The following is a 6,901-nucleotide window of genomic DNA, read 5'->3' on the forward strand; positions in this document are numbered from 1 at the left end:
ACCATCCTCGATTACAATTGCTCCAACTTCTATGCGCTGACGGTGGGGCTGCTGGCGGACGCGATTTCCCGCTGAAGCCGCTGGCGCCGGTGGAATCGAGCGATTAAGATCGCCGCGCGGCGCGGCCGCAGGGGCTCAACACAGGTTCGGATGGGTTATCATCTATGAAGCGTAAGGCGCTGATTCTCGGGTTCTTCGCGACTGCACTGGCACTTCCGGCCGCCGCTGCCGCTCCGCCTTTCGACACCGCCGCGCAGGTTGCGTTCATGAAGGACATGTCGTCGGGCGCCGTGCTCTACGCCAAGGACGCCGATCGCCGCATCCCGCCGGCGTCGATGGCGAAGATGATGACCACCCACATCGCCTTCAATCTCCTGAAGCAGGGCAAGCTGAAGCCGGACCAGACCTGCCAGGTGCGGCCCGAAACCTGGCAGCGTTGGCACGGCCCCGCCGCCGGTTCGACCATGTTCCTGTCGCCCGGAGAGCAGGTGAGCGTCCGCAACCTGCTGCACGGCATCGTCACGCTCTCCGGCAACGACGCCAGTGTGGTTCTCGCCGAATGCATCGCCGGAACGGAGCCCGCCTTCGCGGCGCTGATGAACGCCGAGGCGAAACGGCTTGGGATGACGAACTCCAATTTCGGCAATTCGAACGGCTGGCCGGACGAGGGCGTCACCTTCACCAGCGCCCGCGACCTCGCCCGGCTTGCCGAAGCGACCATCGAGACGACGCCGGAGCTTTACAAGGAATTCTACTCCCAGACCCAGTTCACATGGGGTAAGACGCTTGGCGCCGGCAACCCGATCACCCAAGGCAATCGCAACCCTCTGCTCGGCCGCGTGCAGGGCGCTGACGGGCTCAAGACCGGTCATACGGAGGAGGCGGGCTACGGCTTCACCGGCTCGGCCGAACAGAACGGCCGCCGCATCGTGATGGTCGTCGCGGGCCTCGGCAGCTTCAACCAGCGGATCCAGGAGAGCGTCAAGTTCATGGATTGGGGCTTCCGTGCGTGGAAGGCCCAGCCTCTGTTCCAGGCGGGCAAGAAGGTCGGCGAAGCGCAGGTGCAGCTCGGCAGCGACAGCAAGGTGGATCTGGTCGCGCCCCGCAACCTCGCGGTGACGGTGCCTGCGGGCATCATCAGCGGCGGCAACATGCGCGTGAAGGTGGTCTATAATGGCCCGCTCAAGGCGCCGATCAAGCAGGGGCAGCATGTGGCCGACCTGGTTGTGCAGACCTCCGATTCGCCGCCCCAGGTGATGCCGCTGGTCGCTGCCAAGACGGTGGACGAGGCCGGCTTCTTCGGGCGGATCTGGGCGGGGTTTACCTCGCTCTTCGCCTGACAGGTGGCCGGCCGCTTCATCAGCCTCGAGGGCGGGGAAGGGGTCGGCAAGTCCACCCAGCTGAAGCGGCTTGCGGAGGCGCTAAGGGGCCGCGGGCTAGAAGTCGTCGAGACGCGCGAGCCGGGCGGCAGCCCCGGCGCCGAAGCGATCCGCTCGCTGCTTCTCCAGGGGGAGGAGGATCGCTGGACCGCCGGCGCCGAGGCCTTGCTGTTTGCCGCGGCCCGCGCCGATCATGTCGCGAAGACGATCAAGCCCGCCCTTGCCGATGGCAAATGGGTCCTATCCGACCGTTTCCTGGACAGCTCGATCGCCTATCAGGGCGGGGCAGGGGGCGTCGGCGCCTCCGTCATACGCCAGCTGCACCAGGTCGGCAGCGGCGGCTTCCTTCCCGATCGCACGCTGCTGCTCGAGCTTCCGGGCCGTGCCGCGGCCGACCGAGCGCGTGAGCGTGACGGCGGCGGCGGCGACCGCATCGGCTCCCGGGCTGAGGATTATCACTCGGAGGTGGCGAGCGCGTTCCGGCTGATTGCGGAGGAGGAGCCGCACCGTTTCCGCATCGTCGACGCCTCGGGAGCGGCTGAGCAGGTGACGCAGCGGCTGCTCGCGGCGCTGGAGGACCTGCTGTGAAGCCGCTGTTCGGCCACGACGCGGCCGTCGCCGCCTTCCGGGCGGGGATGGCGAGCGGGCGCCTCCACCATGCCTGGCTGATCAGCGGGCCCGAGGGGGTCGGAAAGGCCCTGTTCGCGGAGAAGGCGGCGCTGCGCGTGCTCGCCGAGGGTACGGGGCCGGCGGTGGAGAGGGATGGGCTGAACGTTCCGGACGAGCACCCGATCGCGAAGCTGGTCGCGGCCGGCAGCCACCCGGACCTGATGCGGCTGGAACGGCTGCCGCGCGACACGGGCGGCGATCTTGCCCGAAACATCAATGTCGACCAGGTGCGGAGCCTCCAGCGGCTGTTCGCCACCACTGCCTCCTTCTCGCCCTGGCGTGTCGTCATCATCGACGCGATCGACGATATGGAGCGTTCGGCCGCCAACGCCTTGCTTAAGAACCTCGAGGAGCCGCCCGCCAACAGCCTGTTCCTCCTGGTCAGTCACGCGCCGGAGCGGCTGCTGCCGACGATCCGCTCACGGTGCCGGCAGCTGCGCCTGTCCTACCTCTCCGACGAGGCCATGACGTCAGCGCTCGAGGCGGCGCTCCCCGATGCGGACAGCAACGAAATCAACGCTTTGGTAGAAGTAGGAAAAGGGTCGCCAGGCCGTGCCATTGCCTTTCGCGGCCTTCAGATCGACGCCTTGGACAAGGCCATGCGTGCCCTCGCGGAGAAGGGGGACCCAACGAACGCGCGCCGCAGCGAGCTTGCGCAATCGCTTTCGCTGAAGGCGGCACAGCCGCGCTATGAGGCCTTCCTTGCCCGTGCGCCCTCGCTGATCGCTGATAAGGCGAAAGAGCGGCGAGGGGCGCCGCTCGCCGAGGCGCTCAGGCTCTGGGAAAGCGCCACCGGTCTTGCCGGAAGCGCCACCCGCCTGTCGCTGGACCAGCAAAGCGTGGTGTTCGAACTGGCCGGAATGCTCGCAGCGCTTGCGCCAACCGGCTCTTCGGCTGCCGCCTAAGACACCTAGTGTCCGGCGCCTCCAGCGTCTAAGTCCGCCGCAAATGTCCGAACCTTTCTATATCACCACCGCCATCAGCTACCCCAACGGGCGGCCGCATATCGGCCACGCCTATGAAGCGATCGCAACCGACGTCATCGCCCGCTTCCAGCGGCAGATGGGGCGCGACGTCTTCTTCCTTACCGGCACCGACGAGCACGGCCTCAAGATGGCGCAGACGGCGCGGGAGAGGGGGGTGGCGCCGGCCGCGCTCGCCGAGGAAATGTCGTCCTATTTCCGGGAGATGGATGATCGGCTGAACGTCTCCTACGATCGCTTCATCCGCACCACCGAGCCCGAGCATCACCGCTCCAGCCAGGCGATCTGGCAGGCGATGGTGGATAAGGGCGACATCTATCTCGGCCGCTACGAGGGCTGGTACTCGGTCCGCGACGAAGCTTATTACGATGAAAAGGAGCTCGTCACCGCCGACAGCGGCGAGCGCCTGTCGCCGCAGGGCACCGAAGTCGAATGGACGGTGGAGGAGAGCTGGTTCTTCCGGCTCTCCAATTATCAGGAGCCGTTGCTTCGCCACTACGAGGCGAACCCCGATTTCATCCGCCCCGAGGCGCGGCGGAACGAGGTGATGCGCTTCGTCGAGGGCGGCCTTTCCGACCTTTCCATTTCGCGCACCAGCTTCGATTGGGGCGTGAAGGTGCCCGGAAGCGACGACCATGTCATGTACGTGTGGGTCGACGCGCTTACCAACTACATCACCGGCGTCGGCTATCCCGACACCGAATCAGAGACTTACAAGCGATACTGGCCGGCGAATGTGCACATCATCGGCAAGGATATCGTCCGCTTCCACGCCGTCTATTGGCCCGCTTTCCTGATGTCCGCGGGGATCGAGCTTCCCCGTCAGGTGTTCGGCCACGGCTTCCTGCTCCACCGCGGCGAGAAGATGTCGAAGTCGGTCGGCAATGTGGTCGACCCACTCGAGCTAGCCGATGCGTTCGGCGTCGATCAGCTGCGCTATTTCCTGCTGCGCGAGGTGACCTTCGGCCAGGACGGGAGCTACAGCACCGAAGCGATCGTCAACCGCGTCAACGCCGACCTGGCGAACAGCTTCGGCAACCTTGCGCAACGTACTTTGTCTTTCATCGCAAAGAATTGCGACGGTGTGCTGCCATTCGGAGGCCGCGGGGACGAGGCTGACGCGGAGCTGCTCGCCAAGGTTGCGGTTGCCACGAGGGACGAGCTCCCGCGCCACTTCGCAAACCTTGAGCTCAGCCAGGGCATCGAGGCGTGGCTGAGGGCCGTCTTCGCCTGCAACCAATATATCGACGTGCAGGCGCCCTGGACGCTGCGGAAGACGGATCCGGAACGTATGATTGCGGTCCTTGGCGCGCTCTTCGTGGCGATCCGCGATCTTGCGGTGTCGATCCTCCCGGTCATTCCCGCCTCCGCGGGCAAGCTGCTCGACCAGATGGGCGTGCCGGAAGAGGAGAGGGGCTATGCCGCGCTCGGGGATGCGGACAGCTACTCGCGCCTCGTAGCGTCCGGATTCAGGCTTGAGCCGCCCAAACCGATCTTCCCCCGGCTGGAGATGCCCGGCTCCTGAGCGCGCGTCAGATCTGCCAGAGCGCGATCTTCCTCAGATCTCCTGCCCAGACGGACTGTGCCCGGGCAAAATTGCGATCGGCCGCGTCGGCGTCGCCCAGCCCTCTGTCAGCGAGCGAAAGGGCATAAAGCGCCAGCGGATCGTTCGGCCAGCGCTGGAGCACGGCGTAGAGGTGCTCGCGGGCGCGGCCATGCTCGCCGGCCGCGATCAGCGAAGCGGCATAGCTGCGCCGCACCGGATACCAGAAGAGCGGCGGATCGAAGGAGAAGTTCGCAGCGAGCTGCTGCTGGAGGCCTTTGAAATAGGCATCCGCGGCTGCATCGTGCTTGCCCCCCAGCATGGCCGCGCGACCGTCCAGTACGTGCTGGGTCACGCGCACCAGCGCCTGCGCCGTCTTGCTGCCCAGCGCGACGGACTGGTTGCTCTCGAGGATGTTCGAAATCGCCTTCGCCTCGCGCCGGACGCCCTCGGCGTCTCCGCTCCGCGCCATCGCTTCGCCCCGCGCGTAGTGGCGGAGCGCATTACCGAGCACGTTCTTATCCTCCGGCAGCGCCAGCACCTTCGGCACGTCATCGTAGAGGCCCGCGGTGAAGAGCGTGGCGGACCCGAGCAATTTGGTCGCGCCGTCAGTCTTGTCGCCGAACGCGGTGCGGTATTGATCCGACACGACCTGCGCGGTCCGACCGTCGCCGCGCATGAGGGCGCTGTTGATGGCGAAGTGCATATTGTGGCGGAGGAGGCCGGTCCGGTAATCGGATTTCGACGGCTGCATCCGTCGCACGAACGCCTCGTCGGCCGCAACCGCGGCGACGTTCACCGCAGCCGCATCCTTGTAGCGGCCGACGCCGTAGAAGCTGTGCGACGGCATGTGGACGAGGTGGCTCGCCGCAGGTGCGATCCTGCCGAGCTGCTCCGCATAGGGGATCGCGAGGTGCGAGCGGTCGATCCAGTCGGTGAGGTGAATGTAATAGTGGATAGCCCCGCCATGTTCGGGCGTCCGCTTCAGCACCCGCTCCAGCAGCCGCTGGGTCAAAGACCCTGGCTTGAAGGCCTTCGGCGGGTCCGCGACCATCCTTGCGTCGGCCGCGAGCACGTTGACCAGGTCGTCCTGCGGCAATCGCAGCGCCGCGGTCTCCAGCTTGGCTGCATAGAGAGCGTTGGCAAACGCTTTTGCATCCCTGGTCCGGAGCACCATTGCGTCCACCAGCAGCCGATCGCGCCCATCGAGCTTGCCGCCGAGCTCCGCCGCCCGCGCCGCGGCCTTCCGGGCCGCCTCAAGCTCCGGCGTTCGCGGCCGCAGGTTGATCGTCGGCCCGCGCGCCCATGCCTCGCCCCAGAAGCAGAGCGCGCATTGGGGATCGAGCGCCTGTGCCATCTGGAACGCCCGGACCGCTTCCACTTCGTCGAAGGCCCAGATCAGCCGCACGCCCTGCTTGAACCAGGCAACGGCCTCCTTGTTGGCGCTGTCCGGCTCCATGCCGGCAAAGCCGAGACCGGAGAGCAGGAGGGGAGGCGGCTGGCGGTCGGCGGCTGCGCCTGGAGCGGCAGGCGGTGCGCAGACGGCTTCGGGGAGTTGCTCGCCGCGCCTCACCGCGTCCGCCGCCTGCTGGGCTGGCAATGCGGTGGCGCAGAGCGCCGCTGCGAGAGCCGAAAGCTTCTTCAAGGTCATCGCGGTCCCCCTGTCCGACGCAGGCTATCACCGCGGGCGGGGTGCTACCAGCCTGATCCAACCGGGGTGCAACAGCCGGCGAAAGCCCCTAAGGGGCCGCCATGTTCATCGATAGCCATTGCCATCTCAACTATAAGGGCCTCGTGGAAGAGCAGGGGGCGGTGCTGGAGCGCGCCCGCGGAGCGGGGGTGACGACGATGCTCAACATCTCCACCCGGGCGAGCGAATGGGATGATGTCCTCGGGGTAGCGGAGCGGGAGCCGGACGTCTGGGCCTCCGTCGGCATCCACCCGCACGAAGCCGACATCCACCCCGACGTTCATGCCTCGACGCTGGTGGAGAGGGCCCGGCATCCGCGTGTAATTGGCATCGGCGAGAGCGGCCTCGATTTCTACTACGACCATTCGGACCGTGATCGGCAGCGCGACAGCTTCCGCTCTCACATCGAGGCGGCGCGAGAGACCGGCCTGCCGATCATCGTCCACACCCGCGATGCCGAAGAGGATACGGCTGCGATCCTCGCCGAGGAGATGGGGAAGGGGGCGTTTACCGGCGTCATCCACTGCTTCACCGCAAGCGCCGACTTTGCCCGGAAGGCGCTGGATCTGGGGCTCTACATCTCCATCTCGGGCATCGTGACGTTCAAGAACGCGAGGGATCTCCAGGAGACGGCGAA

Annotated in this window: 6 protein-coding genes; 5 read left to right on the forward strand and 1 reads right to left on the reverse strand. The window is 66.6% G+C overall.

What is annotated here, in order from left to right:
• The first annotated feature begins 164 nt into the window (after positions 1 to 164).
• From VF662_RS13860 to metG, 4 genes are read left to right on the forward strand one after another with little or no spacing between them, the layout of a single operon-like run.
• Positions 165 to 1,340: a D-alanyl-D-alanine carboxypeptidase family protein gene (locus VF662_RS13860; protein WP_464142298.1), complete on the forward strand. Its 1,176-nt coding sequence runs from the start codon at positions 165 to 167 to the stop codon at positions 1,338 to 1,340.
• A 3-nt stretch (positions 1,341 to 1,343) separates the two neighbouring features.
• Positions 1,344 to 1,967, forward strand: a complete 624-nt coding sequence (gene tmk / locus VF662_RS13865; protein ID WP_464142300.1) for a dTMP kinase — start codon at positions 1,344 to 1,346, stop codon at positions 1,965 to 1,967.
• Positions 1,964 to 2,953, forward strand: coding sequence for a DNA polymerase III subunit delta' (locus tag VF662_RS13870; RefSeq protein ID WP_464142302.1), 990 nt, complete (start codon positions 1,964 to 1,966; stop codon positions 2,951 to 2,953). Before tmk ends, VF662_RS13870 begins: the two co-directional genes overlap by 4 nt.
• A 43-nt stretch (positions 2,954 to 2,996) precedes the next feature.
• Positions 2,997 to 4,556 carry a methionine--tRNA ligase gene (gene metG / locus VF662_RS13875; protein ID WP_464142304.1) on the forward strand — a complete coding sequence of 520 codons (1,560 nt, stop codon included), beginning with the start codon at positions 2,997 to 2,999 and terminating at the stop codon, positions 4,554 to 4,556.
• A 7-nt stretch (positions 4,557 to 4,563) separates the two neighbouring features.
• On the opposite strand, the gene VF662_RS13880 is transcribed toward metG, so the two are convergent.
• Positions 4,564 to 6,225, reverse strand: a complete 1,662-nt coding sequence (locus VF662_RS13880) for a tetratricopeptide repeat protein (protein WP_464142306.1) — start codon at positions 6,223 to 6,225, stop codon at positions 4,564 to 4,566.
• A 101-nt stretch (positions 6,226 to 6,326) separates the two neighbouring features.
• On the opposite strand from VF662_RS13880, the gene VF662_RS13885 reads away from it, so the two are divergent.
• Positions 6,327 to 6,901: TatD family hydrolase (locus VF662_RS13885; protein ID WP_464142308.1), on the forward strand; the 575-nt coding region annotated here is incomplete at its 3' end.

The organism is Allosphingosinicella sp., from assembly GCF_036387215.1.
In the GTDB taxonomy this organism is placed as follows: domain Bacteria; phylum Pseudomonadota; class Alphaproteobacteria; order Sphingomonadales; family Sphingomonadaceae; genus Allosphingosinicella.

Bases quoted from the DNA above. Each gene is read 5' to 3' on its own strand.
- VF662_RS13860 (WP_464142298.1), top strand. From the start codon at position 165: ATGAAGCGTAAGGCGCTGATTCTCGGGTTCTTCGCGACTGCACTGGCA.
- metG (WP_464142304.1), top strand. From the start codon at position 2,997: ATGTCCGAACCTTTCTATATCACCACCGCCATCAGCTACCCCAACGGG.
- VF662_RS13880 (WP_464142306.1), bottom strand. From the start codon at position 6,225: ATGACCTTGAAGAAGCTTTCGGCTCTCGCAGCGGCGCTCTGCGCCACC.